Here is a 12,547-nt window from a genome sequence, read left to right on the forward strand (position 1 = left end):
CCGCCGCTCACAAGGACTTCAGGAACTCCACCAGATCCGCCTTCTGTTCAGGCGTCAGCCCCAGCGCGAATTGCGTGTCGTAGTGATCCACCACGGCCCCCAGCGTCGGCGCACTACCGTCGTGGAAATACGGCGGATGCTGCCACAGCGCGCGCAGGGGCGTGCTGCGGTACTTCCCGGTTGCGCTGCGCTGCGCATAGCCTGGATCCATCCCCGTCTCCGCCGGGTCGTGCAGCAGCGGCGTGTCGGCGTCCGGCCCGTTGTGCACGTCCGTGTAGGTCGGCGCGATGTGGCACGTGCCGCAACGCGCCGCACCATTGAAAAGCGCCTCCCCGCGCTGCGCCGCCACGGCATCCACGCTGCCCTCGGGCGGCCGGGGCGCCGGCAGGCTCAACTGGTAGGCCAGCAGCGCGGGCAGCTTCGGCGTGACCAGATCCGGCGACTGCTCGATCGAAATGCCGAGCCGCGGGTCGGAGAAGTTGCCGTGCCCGCCCATCTGGGTCACGGCGACATAGTTGTTCCAGTACGAGATCGGACCGTCGCCGGTAAAGGTCTCGAAAGGCACGCCGGCGAGGCCATAGGCCGGCGGGATCACCAAGGGCCCGTTGATGCCGTCGATGCTGAAGCGCGGGTCGTAGCGACCGGGACCCCAGGAGTTGTAGACCGCCTTCACTTCGTCGGGCAGCGCGGGCGAGAGCGCAATGATCGCGCCCGGATTCAGGTCGAGATTCGGCCAGCCGTCGAGGCGCCTGCCCACGCCCGGAGCCACCGAGTTGTCGACGGTCGAGTGGCACAGCGCGCAGGTGATCCCCACCGAAGTCAGGCGCCGCCCCTTCACCTTACCCACCACGCCGACCACCGCATTGCGCCGCAGCAGCTCCACCGTCGTCTTCGGATCGTTGAGATCGTGCTTTGCGAAGAAATTCCGCGGCAAGGCCGTCGCATCCACCTTCAATCCGACCGCCAGCGCCGTGGCCGGGCTCACCGCAGCGGGGATCACCTCGTGCATGCGCAGCACGGTGGTCCATAGCTGCTGGTCGCCAAAGGTGTCGAAACGGAAGATGTACTGCCCCGTATGGCGGTTTCCGCCGGGCTGCGCGTCGCCAAGGGCCGGCGCCGCTGCAAGGGTGAAGGCCACGGCCGCCGCCAGCGCGGACAGCGTGCAGCCGGACGCCGCGAGAACGCGACGGCCGGCGGGTTTCCGGACTGCGGAAGCAGGATCGCTGCACTTGCTCATGATGCACTCCTCCTCGGCCGGGAGGAGCCATCGTCACGCGGGATGCGGCGCGCCCCTCCGCTTGCTGCCGATTGGATGAAGTGCGCGGGCGAAAGGTTACAGCGCGGCACCAATGTGCCGCAGCCGCCCGCCTAGCGCTTCACCTCCAGCAGCTCGACGGCGAAGTTCAGGGTGCTGTTGGGCGGGATCGTGCCCGGAATGCCGCGCTGTCCGTAGGCGGTCTGCGGCGGGCAGGAGATGCGCACCGCCTCGCCCGGCTTCATGCGCTGCAGCACCTCGGTCCAGCACGGAATGACGCCATTCACCGGAAACTCGGCCGGTTGCCCGCGGCTGTAGGAACTGTCGAACTCGCGACCGTTCGTGAGCGTGCCCTGGTAGTGGACGCGCACCACATCCGTCAGCGTCGGCGACGCGCCGGCGCCTTCGCGGTAGCGCTCCACAGTCACCCCGGACGGCAGGGTTTCCGTCGGACCGGCCGCGTGGGCGGCAATCGAGAAACAGGCAAGTACAAGTGCGGAAAACAGACGCATCACGTGGCTCCCATCCCGGCTGGCGATTCCAGCCGATCAAAGTGGAAAATTCGACACCGACGGCGGAGCTCCCGCTGTCGATGTCCCGGCAACTCTGGTCGAAAACGATGCTTTCGCCGCGACCGCGTCAGCGACTCAGCTCGCGAGCGATACACTTCTTCAACTGCCCCTTGGGCACGCGTTGAATCCTGCGCAGCAGCTCGACGGACACCTCACTCACCTGGTGCCGCTCACGCAGCTCCCCCTCCAGGCACAGCAACAGACTGGCCGCCATTTCCGCATCGGCCAAGGCCCGGTGGTAGCGGCCTGCCACCGGCAGATTCGCATACTCGACCAGCGCCCCCAGCTTGTGGCTCGGCGCCAGCGGGAAGATCCGGCGCGACAGCAACAAGGAGCAGACGAACTCCTGCCGCCTGCTTCGCTCGATGCGTGCCAGCTCGGCATCCCAGAACTTGCTGTCGAAGGAAGCGTTGTGGGCCACCAAGGGACGGTCGCCGACAAAGTCCGACACGTCCTGCATGACCTGGGCCGCCGGCGGCGCACGCCGAACCATCTCGTTGGAGATCCCAGTCAGGGATTCGATGAAGGGCGGAATCCGGACGCCTGTATTCATCAGGCTCTGGTAGCGATCGACGACCTTGCCGTCCTCCAGGATCACCGCCGCAACTTCCGTTGCACGATCCCCCTGCGCAGGCGACAGACCCGTCGTTTCAAAGTCGATGACTGCGACGACTTCCATCACCTCACCCCTAAACCCGGCTTCCGAAGGCCGTGGCCCGGCAGTTGTCGCACACCTCCCACGGGAGGCAATCGCACACCCGCGGATGCTCGACGTATTTGCTGCCGACCTGGACCGTGCCGGACGAGTCCTGATTCCTGCCCGAAGCCCCCTTCTGCGTTCGCACGTCGCCGGCAGAAGCATCGTGAGGCGTCGGTGACCACCTTGCAAACGGCGCCAGATCGTCCTTGCCCTCGACGTACCAGATCTTTCGCCCGGCATCCCACCGCGCCCCAAGCTTCTTGGCCTGGTCCTTCTCCGCAAAGGGGACCTTCAGGTTCAGCCTCATGTTGCTCCGATGACGAGGGGTACGGGCAGGCATTATATGTTGCGTTACCGCGGACCAGCGCGCTGCAGTTCCCCCGTGCCCTCCCCGAAGTCGCACTGCAACTGCCGAGCACCACCGATACCGTGGACCAGCGCGTACTGGCAACGACCGGCACGGATCGGAGACACGAGCCTCCCGGATCTCGATCGGCCGGGGGTTCGCCGATCAGGAATCAACCTGGGACAGAAGCGCGGCTCCCGGGTTGACTCGACCTCGAATCGCATCTATTCAGCCTGAAGGGGAGACCAATGCTTGTGGACATCGGTCCCGCTCGATGCGCGCGACTCGTCGCAAAGGCTGGGACGTGACCACGACAGGAAGGAGTGCGATCATGTTTCACACGCAATCACGCTCGACCGGATCGGCAGTCGTGCGAGCGGCGACCCTCGGCATGGCGCTACTGGCAACCGGCATATGGTCCGGTGCGACGCTCGCACAAACGCCGATCAGCGGCTTCAGTTCCAACCCGGACGGCGGCAATCCGAACGATCCGCTCGCGGTGACGCAGTGCAACGGCGCGCCGCAGTTCGGTGTCCTCTATCGCAATAGCGAGAGTGAGCCGCATCTCGCGGTCAACCCGCTCAATCCGGCGAACATGATTGCCGGGTGGCACCAGGACCGCTGGAGCTCAGGTGGCGCACAAAGCCTGGGGGCGGCGTACACGACCGACGGCGGCGTGTCATGGACCCGGGTGACAATCCCGTTCACGCGCTGCTCCGGCGCCGCGCAGCGCTCTGCGGGCGACTACGAGCGCGGCTCGGATCCGTGGATCAGCTTCGGCCCGACCGGCACGGCGCATTACATGGCGCTGGTGACCGACAGGTCGGTCAACGAGAACGCGATGGTCACCGCGCGCTCGACCGACGGCGGCAACACCTGGTCGGCACCGGTGGTGATTGCGCGCATGCCCGCACAGGATCCGGTCGCGCGTTCGCTGTTCCACGACAAGAACACCCTCACCGCCGATCCGTTCGACGAACGGCTCGTCTACGCGACCTGGACCTTGTTCCGCACCGGGATCACGTCGCTCGTGTTCGCACGCTCGACGGACGGCGGACTCACCTGGTCCAAGCCCGCGCCGATCGCGACGATGGGCTCGGGCGTTGCGAGCTCCGACAAGACCATATTCCGTCAAGGCGCACAGATCGTCGTCCTGCCCGACGGAACCCTGGTGAACGCATTCTTCCGCTTAAAATTCGACGACGCCACAGGGCGCGTGACCAATGAGCAGGCGATCCTGCGCTCGACCGATCGGGGCCGGCACTGGACACGCCTGGATACCCTGGTCGCGCCGTTCGAGAGCGCGTCAGCGGTCGATCCCGAACTCGGCATTCCGGTGCGCGACGCGGGCGGCTTGCCGAGCATCGCAGTCAACCCCGATAGCGGGCAGATCTACATCGCGTGGCAGGACCGCAATGCCAACAGCGCGGGGCTGGTGGGTGTCTTCGTCGCGGCCTCCGACGACGGCGGCCTGACCTGGTCGGCGCCGGTGCGCGTCAACCAGGCCACGCCGGACGACGTCCAGGCATTCCTGCCGACCGTCTCAGTCAATGCCCAGGGGATCGTGGGGGTGCTCTTCTACGACTTCCGCAACGACGTGCCCGGCGACACCCGGTTGAGCACCGACGTGTTCCTGTCGCTGTTCACGCCGGAACTGAACTTCCTCGGCGACAGACGGCTAAGCGGGGGCTCATTTGACCTGCGTCAGATGGTGATCACCGGTCCACGCGGCTTCTTCCCCGGCGACTACGTCGGACTCGCCGGCAGCGACGGCGATTTCGTCGCGGCGTTCACAAGAAGCAACGACCTCGGCCTGCCAGTCGCCTTCCCCCAAGAGGAAAACGGCCTGTTCCTTGACAGCCACAACCGGCAGGACATCGTGTTCGTGCGCGAATCGCCGTAGGCTGTGAGCGCGGCCGAGATGCCGTCGCCGACCCGCGACAGCCGATCACCCGGCCCACTGACTCGGAAGTGAAAACGCCCGGACGAGCCGGGCGTTTTCATGAGGCAATCCAGTTTTCGACTTTAATGACGAGTTTTCGACTTTAATTGTCAGGAACAAACTTGTTCTCGACAATTAAAGTCGAAAACTGGGCTTGTTGATTTGCAAGGCTTTCAGCCTCATGCGTCGAAGCACGTTCAACGTCCAAAGTCGAAAACTGCGGGCAGGCCGCCTCCGTGACGCGTACCCACTTTACCCAATAAAGTCGAAAACTCGCATCACAAACGCATTCCGATAACCATTATCTATATGTTTTATAACACAACCTTTCGCACCAATGCCAACCGAAACGCTCGGCGCGGCGAGCGCTTTTCTGCCTGTGCGGCGCCTCAACACCTCGGCCTCGTCGCCATACCCAACCAAGGTCTGCTGACGACCCAATGCAGCCATACGCCCCATCGCGAAGCGGTCGTTCAATCCAGTTCCGCGTAGGGTGGCAAATGTATTTGAACCACCCTATGTCGCAGCGCTGTCCTGTAATTAGATGCAGTGCTTGAATGCAAACGGGCTCATCGTTCCTGCCTTCTGTAGCGAAAACCAGCCTCGAAAGAACTTTTGAGACACTCTCGATGCGTCCCGCGCCCAGGAAATTTTTTTCTCTCTCAATAGCTGCTTCAATGCGTCGTCGCTCAAGGCTAACCGAAGGATCATAAGTGACTTCTTTTCTTGGCCTACAATTTCAGCGCTGTAATTAGTGACCTCAAGGGTGGTATCACTGCGCAATACCACGGCGCCGCGTCCAATCTTAAGTTCGTGGTCTATCTGTCCTGCGAATTGACCAACAGGCACGATGATTTCGAGGAAGCGCTTGGTTGGCTGTCCGCTTGTGCATAGCACACGGGCCCTTTGAATTGCGCCGGAATCATCTTGTATCTGCTCAACCTGCGCGACTAGGCCATTTGCGATTGGCACGAGAGCCCACTCAGCCATGGGAGGGGTAATGTTAGTAACAACTCGCATTGCCTCAAGAGCATTACGATCCAGAACAGCAATATCTTCGTGAGGGGCAGTCATCGCTGCAACGGTCACGAGCAGCGGATTCACGTCCATTTCGATCACATAGGCGACCAGTAACCCGGTTAGGAACTGACTCGTCGATAGGTCCAACGAACTGAGTGTTTTGGCAAGGGGTGCCACAACGGCATCTGCGTTGAAGTGCTGGTGCACTCCATAGCGGCTTGTTGCATCCACCCAACGGCGCTCGCCACCGAGGAAAGCATAAGCGCACGCCGAGTAGCAATGGCCCGGCTCTACATCTTTGAGATGGGGCGCTTCCTTAATCTGTGCCGACACGGTACGTCCAATGGTCGTGGTGCATCCATGCTTACGCAATGCGTAGCCTAGTCTAATGCCCTCGGTGAGCAACCCGCCGGGCGAATGCATGACCACCAATCGGCACTCTTTGTCGTTGCGCTGCTGGACGAAGCGTTCGAACCGCTCTGCGGTTCCCTCCGTTATCTCGCCAGCAGCCGCAATCCACGCGCAACTACTGCAGTTTCCACCATTGTTAGCATCGTAAAAAACCATCTGACCGGCCGGTTCCATGGCGGACGCAGGTGCGATCGTTGCTCCAACAATCGTCGTGAGAGCCACAAGAACGAGGTGGAAAATCGTCATTTTCAGTTTTTGGTTAAAAATATGATCTGTTGTAGGTCTAATACGTGCGACGTAAGGCTTAGCAGGCTGTTGAAAAAGTCATCGACATCGACATCGCGATCGTCGAGAAAGCCGATCTCACCAGAGGCCTCAGGTTCGGCGATCTCCCCTGCAGGAAGGGTAAAGCCACCCCTGAAAACGGCCGATTGAATCGAAAAGAGTTTTTCAACGGCCTGCTAGACGCGACATTCACTTAGAGTTCTTTCCAAGACTCGGCAACCCCCCGCTTACTGTGTGAATAGAGACCGATGATTCTCCGTCAACAATCGGCCTGTAGGGTGCTTTCTTTCCAGTTCCATCCCATACATACATTGTGTAAAACGCTTTGAAAACCTTGGAAAGCTCAACGTCATCTGGAATAGCTGTATCGCTTGTTAGGTCGCGATATAGTCGCTCAAGGCGAGAACGAACCAATACCGAGCGCCTCTTCCTTTCTAATGTTAATTTCTCAACTTTTGCCTCAATCTTCTCCTCCATCACGGAAGGAGCCTTGGGGCACCTTTTTGATATGTGAGCATTCAGACGACGCTCGCTCAATGCGCATTTGCAGTAAGGGCAGGTTGTAATTCCGTCGGTCATTTTCTGATGCACAAAAATGTGAGTATCTGAAGTTCGATATGAGTTACATACGTGCGTGGGCGAAGCCTGCCGGTGCATTTCCGCTCGATGGAGGAGCAAGACCCTCATGCGCAGAATTGCTACGAATTCGTGTCTTCATCCTTGAATCGAACCTTCACGTTCCTCTCCAAGAAATCAGTCGCGAAAGCGTAGATTGCGAATCCTGCTATTAGATTTAACCAAAACGGGGTTCCGATTTCTTTGTGCAGAATGAAATATGGCACTGAAATCGCCATTGCAGGTGGGGTCAGCGTGACGAAGATAAGCTTTGCGAGCGTCCCTGGCTCATTACGCAACTTGGTCAGGAAGCTATGAAGCAGTGCGATGGAGAATGCAACGAAGAATAGCATTATCCCGTACTTGATGAGTACGCCGCCAATGAGGGCGAAGTCTTCAAACATCTTTTGATCCGTGTCTATTCGAGTTGGTTGGAATACCTTTGATACAGATCTGGCTTTGCTTCTTTAACGAGGTCAAGCTGATTCCGAAGATGATTACGGGCGATACGGATTCGCTCAGGCTCATTCATTCGCCTTGCATCGTTCAGATGTCTCAGCGCGTCAATGATGTTCAACTCTTCGATTGATTTGTAATTCATGAGATGTCGAGCAAAAGGGGGCTATGAGGCCTAAAAATGGAATGTTGGATCAAACATTCTTTAAGCTGTTGCTACGCATTGAAAATTGACCCCCTTTCGCGGGTTATGCGCGCTGAAAATTGACCCCGGTGATTAACCTGCCTGCTCGATGTTTGAGCAGGGTTCGAGGAGATGATCACCATGAACATGCTGGGCAAGATTCGGCGGTTGCACTTTCGCGACGGGCTGTCGATCAAGGAGATCTGCCGGCGCACGGGGCTGTCGCGCAACACGGTGCGGCAATGGCTGAGGGCGGGCGAAGGGGCCGAACCGAAGTACCGGCGAACGGCGCGGGAGACGGTGCTGGCGCCCTTCGAGACGCGCCTCGTTCAGTGGCTCGAGGCGGACGCCCGCCGGGCGAAGCGGGAGCGGCGCACGGCGCTGGTGCTGTTTCGGCAGTTGCAGGAGTTGGGCTTCACGGGCAGCTACTCGCGGGTGAGCGAGTACGTGCGACGCTGGCGCGAGGCCGGTGGGAAGCCGGCGAAATCGAGCTTCATCCCGCTCAAATTCGAATTCGGCGAGGCCTTCCAGTTTGACTGGAGCGAGGAGTCGCTGGTGATCGGCGGCTTCCATCGCAAGGTGCTGCTCGCGCACACGAAGCTCTGTGCGAGCCGCGCCTTCATGCTCGCGGCCTACCCGACGCAGAGCCATGAGATGCTGTTCGATGCGCACACGCGTGCGTTCCGGGTGTTCGGCGGCATTCCCCGACGCGGCATCTACGACAACATGAAGACCGCCGTCGATAAGGTTGGCGTGGGCAAGCGGCGCATCGTCAATACGCGGTTCGCGGCGATGGCGTCGCACTACCTGTTCGATCCGGACTTCTGCAACGTCGCCAGCGGCTGGGAGAAAGGGGTCGTCGAGAAGAACGTGCAGGACAGCCGGCGGCGCCTGTGGCAGGAGGCGCTGCAACGGCGCTTCGGCAGCTTCACCGAACTGAACGCCTGGCTCGAGGTGCGCTGCCAGGCGCTGTGGTCGGAACTGGCGTACCCGGACGCCGAGCACCTCACCATCGCCGACGCCCTCACGCTTGAGCGCGATGCCTTGATGCCAATGGTGCCGAGCTTCGATGGCTACGTGGAGGCGATCGTGCCGGTGTCCAGTACCAGTCTCGTGACGAACGAGCGCAATCGCTACTCGGTCCCGTGCGCCTTCGCCAACCAGAAGGTGAGCCTGCGGCTGTACCCCGAGCGGATCGAGATCCATGCCGAGGACGGCCTGGTCGCCACCCATGCGCGCAGCTTCGAGCGCGGCCAGGTCATCTACGACTGGCAGCACTACCTGCCGCTGCTCGAACGCAAGCCGGGTGCCTTGCGTAACGGTGCGCCCTTCGAGGGCTTGCCGGCGCCGCTACAGCGACTGCGGGCGCTGCTCGTCAAACGCCCGGGCGGCGATCGGCTGATGGCCGACATTCTGGCGCACGTCCCCCGACACGGCCTGGAGAACGTGCTGGTGGCGGTCGAACTGATCCTCGAATCCGGCACGCCCAGCGCGGAGCACGTCAAGAATGTGCTCGCCCGCCTGCGCCAGGCGCCCCCACCGACACCACTCGACACGGTACTCGCGGTGACCGAGGCACCGCTTGCCGACGCCGGCCGCTATGACCGTCTGCACGCGGAGAACGATCATGCGTGAGATTGTCGCCGAACTGAAATCGCTGCGTCTGCACGGCATGGCCCAGCGTTACGATGAATTGCTCGCGGAAGGCGGGGTCGGCATCCAGAGCGCCGGCTGGCTCATTCAGTGTCTGCTCGAGGCCGAGGTCACCGACCGGCATGTGCGTTCAATCCGCTATCAGATGGGGGCGGCGCGTTTCCCCATGCACCGCGATCTGTCCGGCTTCGACTTCGGCAAGTCGAAAGTCGATGCGAAGTTGATCGATGAACTCGCCACCGCCGCCTTCACCGATGCCGCCGCCAACGTCGTGTTCATCGGCGGCACCGGGACCGGCAAGACTCATCTGGCGACCGCACTGGGCGTCAAGGCGATCACTGAGCACGGCAAGCGGGTACGCTTCTTCTCCACCGTCGAGCTCGCCAACAGTCTGGAACTGGAGAAGGCCGCAGGCAAACAGGGGCGGCTCGCGCACGCGCTGATGCACGTCGATCTCGTGATCCTCGACGAACTGGGCTATCTACCCTTCAGCCAGGCCGGGGGAGCCTTGCTCTTCCACCTGATCTCCAAGCTCTACGAGCGCACCAGCGTGATCATCACGACGAACCTGACCTTTGCCGAATGGCCCGCCGTGTTCGGCGACGCGAAGATGACCACTGCGCTGCTCGACCGTCTCACGCACCACTGCCACATCGTGGAAACGGGCAACGAATCCTTCCGTTTCCAGCAAAGCAGTCAGACGGCCAAGGCGCGCGTCCGGGCGCGCGAGGTGAGCCGAGCGGCGCGGCCCGTCGAGTCCCTGGATGTGACCGCGGAGCCGGACGCGCCATTCTGAGCCCCGAGGGGGAGGAAGCGGCTGCGGGCTACGCCCTTCGCCGCTTCCTCCCCCTCGGTCGATACGACTACACTTCACTCCAGCCAATCAATGATGAACGGCTAAACCCCCGGGGTCAGAATTCGGTGCACACGGGGGGTCAAAATTCAACGCGCGCGGACAAGCAGGCATCGCGATGTACAGCATCGTGGAAACCGCCAAGCTCATAGGGCTGGTTCCGGCGGCCTAGGCTCGCTTGAAGGATCGCTCGCGAGCGGTTAGAGGGGGATTGCTCACATGGCGTCCGCAATTGCTCGTTCAATCCACGTCGACAAGTTTCTGTTGATATCACCGTACGCGTCTGATGCGGAGGGGTCGTACGTTCTAGGAACGTAGATCTGCCCATTTGCCTTGGTGAACTTGATGCCGTCGAACGGGTTGGGGCCCTTCCGGCAAATCCCCGTTCTCGGGCATTTCAAGTTGTGCACATTGATGCCGAAGAGCCCCTTGCCATCCTCCCAAGCCTTCTTGATCTCATACTGCACCCACGGTCTTTGCGCAGTCTCCATGCCGATGAGCACTATGGCGCAGGTCTTTCCTTGCATATTGTCGTTAATCCATCGCTCTACCCCACCGGGCGTGCGCCTGATCTGCTCCCAGTTGTTCGGAGTGGCTGGCTCGTTACCCTCGATAACACCCATGTTGCGCACCTGTTGTACGCGGAACACATCGTTGTCGAAATGGAAGCTGTAGAAGACTTTGCGCTTTATGCTGTTCATTTGTTCAGATCCTTTATGATTTTTATGATGCGCGAGACCAAATTAGTGTCATTCGGCAGACGTGTATCCAGGGCTTTAATGAGGGGCACGATCCAGTCCATGCCGGAATAGTATTTGGCAGGGTCTGCAAGCACTTCATCCCAAAGCGCCTTCGCCATGTAGCCGCTAGCGGCAATTGGGACCGGCACCAGGCCATGCTCGATGGCGATCTCGAACTCTCGACGCACACCTGACGCGTCCACCACGTCACCGTTGACGCGCTTATTACCAAAAACGAAAACCGCAATGCCGGCAAGTGAGACCATGCGTTGCCGGTACTGCTCCCAGAGCATCGGAAGGTTATCGCCATGCTGCGGAAACGGCCTGACCACGAGTTGATCCTCGGAGTACTTCTGCGGGTTGCCGTAAATCGCCTCCAGCGCGCCATTGATGACCGCGCTGCCTATCCCCCACCCGAACCCGTTGACCACGCGCAGGTTGGCTTTGACACTCTCGGCGGCCAGCGCGTGCACAAAGTTCAGAGCTTCCTGGCGGTCCCATTCGCCATACTCTTCGGCGCTTCCCGACACGAAGATGGTCTTCTTGCGAAACCGGCTTTCTATGTGCTGCAGGATCTCCGGAATATCGCGGTAGTCATCAACCAGTAGCGTCTGGATGCCGAACCGCTTCAGATCGTCGATGCGAAGGTCCTGCTTCCTTCGCTTGTACATGAAGAGTTCGTCGTCGTCTCCTGCCTCCTTCTGGACCTCTCTCATGAAACAGTAGTGCGTCCGCTTCTTGCCTCCGAAGACATGAAGCCTGCTAAGCACGTAGTCCAGGTTGGGGTCGGTGAAGCTAAAGCCAATGAAGAGGAACGTCTTAGAGACCAGATCGCCGCCGAGTGCCGTGATGAATGGCGCGTGCGTATTGTGGTACTTCTCGTATTGCTCCTTGTACAGAATCGCGGAATTCGGGAAAGAAACGTCACCGTGCATCTTGTAGACCACAGCGTCCCGCTTGGGCTTGGTGGTCGTGAGGTGCTCTACGTCGAACTTGACGTCGGGCACGCGATAGGCCTTGCGTAGCGCATCCTCAATTAGGGTGTCGTAGTTGGTTGTCCAGTAGGTATGGATGGGCAAGCGCGCCAAGACCTCGTGGACGGGCGACGGTTCCGCGTGGCCGGAGAACTCCTCGAGGATCTTCTTGGCCAAGCCGTCGCTCGTCTTGCGGCGGTTGAAGTGAAATTGGGCTACCGAGATAAGGTCGTGCTCGAGTTCGACTTTTAGCCCGAGCTCCGCCGCGATGTCCCGCATCAGCTCAGGCCAGTCGACAAACCCGGAGCTCTTCGACATCCCGGCGCCGGCAAATACCGCCGCGGTGCCCTGCTCCAGGTCCTTCACGAAATCCTTGATGAACGCATCAATCTCATGTTTGGGGGTCATCGGTGCTTGACTCTGTGGTTAGGTTATTGCTATTCGAGGTGATCGGATCATGTACCGGCTATGTGGTCTGCGCGGGCACAGGTGCCTTTGCCACGCGAGCGCTAATCGCCCATCCTCCCAATGCTGGCAACCC

The 12,547-nt window shown here is 60.6% G+C and carries 13 protein-coding genes; 3 read left to right on the forward strand and 10 right to left on the reverse strand.

Going from position 1 to position 12,547, the window contains the following annotated elements:
- Window positions 1-7 precede the first annotated feature (7 nt).
- The 4 genes from U5817_RS22975 to U5817_RS22990 all read right to left on the reverse strand — a co-directional run bounded on the left by U5817_RS22975 (window position 8) and on the right by U5817_RS22990 (window position 2,834).
- Window positions 8-1,237, reverse strand: a complete 1,230-nt coding sequence (locus U5817_RS22975; protein ID WP_407278955.1) for a hypothetical protein — start codon at window positions 1,235-1,237, stop codon at window positions 8-10.
- Between the two features lie 131 nt (window positions 1,238-1,368).
- On the reverse strand, window positions 1,369-1,767 hold the full coding sequence (locus U5817_RS22980; RefSeq protein ID WP_169126349.1) for an FKBP-type peptidyl-prolyl cis-trans isomerase: 399 nt from the start codon (window positions 1,765-1,767) through the stop codon (window positions 1,369-1,371).
- A gap of 127 nt (window positions 1,768-1,894) precedes the next feature.
- Window positions 1,895-2,506 (reverse strand): PolC-type DNA polymerase III, encoded by a 612-nt coding sequence (locus U5817_RS22985; RefSeq protein WP_407278956.1) that lies wholly within the window; start codon window positions 2,504-2,506, stop codon window positions 1,895-1,897.
- Between the two features lie 10 nt (window positions 2,507-2,516).
- A complete protein-coding gene (locus U5817_RS22990) occupies window positions 2,517-2,834 on the reverse strand; it encodes a DUF5710 domain-containing protein (protein ID WP_407278957.1) in 318 nt (105 codons plus the stop codon).
- Between the two features lie 370 nt (window positions 2,835-3,204).
- Here U5817_RS22990 and U5817_RS22995 point away from each other — a divergent pair, with 370 nt between their 5' ends.
- Window positions 3,205-4,776: a hypothetical protein gene (locus U5817_RS22995; protein ID WP_407278958.1), complete on the forward strand. Its 1,572-nt coding sequence runs from the start codon at window positions 3,205-3,207 to the stop codon at window positions 4,774-4,776.
- 291 nt (window positions 4,777-5,067) lie between these two features.
- On the opposite strand, the gene U5817_RS23000 is transcribed toward U5817_RS22995, so the two are convergent.
- The 4 genes from U5817_RS23000 to U5817_RS23015 all read right to left on the reverse strand — a co-directional run bounded on the left by U5817_RS23000 (window position 5,068) and on the right by U5817_RS23015 (window position 7,550).
- The gene (locus U5817_RS23000) at window positions 5,068-5,292 is read right to left on the reverse strand and encodes a hypothetical protein (RefSeq protein WP_407278959.1); all 225 of its coding nucleotides are present in this window, start codon (window positions 5,290-5,292) and stop codon (window positions 5,068-5,070) included.
- A 63-nt stretch (window positions 5,293-5,355) separates the two neighbouring features.
- The gene (locus U5817_RS23005; RefSeq protein ID WP_407278960.1) at window positions 5,356-6,492 is read right to left on the reverse strand and encodes a hypothetical protein; all 1,137 of its coding nucleotides are present in this window, start codon (window positions 6,490-6,492) and stop codon (window positions 5,356-5,358) included.
- A 228-nt stretch (window positions 6,493-6,720) separates the two neighbouring features.
- Window positions 6,721-7,008 carry a hypothetical protein gene (locus U5817_RS23010; protein WP_407278961.1) on the reverse strand — a complete coding sequence of 96 codons (288 nt, stop codon included), beginning with the start codon at window positions 7,006-7,008 and terminating at the stop codon, window positions 6,721-6,723.
- Between the two features lie 221 nt (window positions 7,009-7,229).
- The gene (locus tag U5817_RS23015) at window positions 7,230-7,550 is read right to left on the reverse strand and encodes a hypothetical protein (RefSeq protein WP_407278962.1); all 321 of its coding nucleotides are present in this window, start codon (window positions 7,548-7,550) and stop codon (window positions 7,230-7,232) included.
- Between the two features lie 377 nt (window positions 7,551-7,927).
- On the opposite strand from U5817_RS23015, the gene istA reads away from it, so the two are divergent.
- Together istA and istB are read left to right on the forward strand one after the other, a co-directional pair.
- Complete coding sequence (istA, locus tag U5817_RS23020; protein WP_407278191.1) at window positions 7,928-9,421, forward strand: IS21 family transposase; 1,494 nt, start codon at window positions 7,928-7,930, stop codon at window positions 9,419-9,421.
- Complete coding sequence (gene istB / locus U5817_RS23025) at window positions 9,411-10,235, forward strand: IS21-like element helper ATPase IstB (RefSeq protein ID WP_407281012.1); 825 nt, start codon at window positions 9,411-9,413, stop codon at window positions 10,233-10,235. The genes istA and istB overlap by 11 nt, the downstream gene beginning before the upstream one ends.
- A 272-nt stretch (window positions 10,236-10,507) precedes the next feature.
- On the opposite strand, the gene U5817_RS23030 is transcribed toward istB, so the two are convergent.
- Both U5817_RS23030 and U5817_RS23035 read right to left on the reverse strand, forming a co-directional pair.
- The gene (locus tag U5817_RS23030) at window positions 10,508-10,993 is read right to left on the reverse strand and encodes a TIR domain-containing protein (RefSeq protein ID WP_407278963.1); all 486 of its coding nucleotides are present in this window, start codon (window positions 10,991-10,993) and stop codon (window positions 10,508-10,510) included.
- A complete protein-coding gene (locus U5817_RS23035) occupies window positions 10,990-12,414 on the reverse strand; it encodes an SIR2 family protein (protein ID WP_407278964.1) in 1,425 nt (474 codons plus the stop codon). Before U5817_RS23035 ends, U5817_RS23030 begins: the two co-directional genes overlap by 4 nt.
- Between the last annotated feature and the right edge of the window lie 133 nt (window positions 12,415-12,547).

Source organism: Aromatoleum evansii, from assembly GCF_045689615.1.
GTDB classification, from domain to species: Bacteria; Pseudomonadota; Gammaproteobacteria; order Burkholderiales; family Rhodocyclaceae; genus Aromatoleum; species Aromatoleum evansii.